This is a genomic window from Flagellimonas abyssi (genome assembly GCF_019457905.1).
Classification (GTDB): Bacteria; Bacteroidota; Bacteroidia; order Flavobacteriales; family Flavobacteriaceae; genus Flagellimonas; species Flagellimonas abyssi.
Genome location: NZ_JAHZSV010000039.1, coordinates 1 through 339, shown reverse-complemented (window position 1 = coordinate 339; position 339 = coordinate 1). Strand labels below are relative to the sequence as shown.

General features: G+C 40.4%; 1 pseudogene. It reads right to left on the bottom strand.

The window, feature by feature from the left end:
- Positions 1-36: 36 nt before the first annotated feature.
- Positions 37-339: pseudogene (locus K1F36_RS17790) on the bottom strand (site-specific integrase); the annotation flags it as partial.

Genomic DNA, 339 nt, shown 5'->3' with positions numbered 1-339 from the left:
TATCTAAATTTTTTGTAGCTTAATTATCCTTAAAACTTAGGGATGTATGTTCATGTTAACGGGACGAGAATAATATTGATACCTTATTTGATGACCTGTAACCCTCCCTTTTTTCAGGACAATTGACATATTCTCATTATGGTACTTGATAAGTTCCCTTAAGGTCTTGCTGTTGTCATCTTCCCCTAGATAACGGGACTTGATGGCATTTGAGGAAACCACCCTGTTCTCTTCCAAAAGTTCTTTATGGCAGTCCAATAGATTACTGTAAACGCGATCCAGATAGGCGTTCAATGCCCTGATCCTCTGTGAACCTCCCCTGCCCCGGTTCCGTGAATT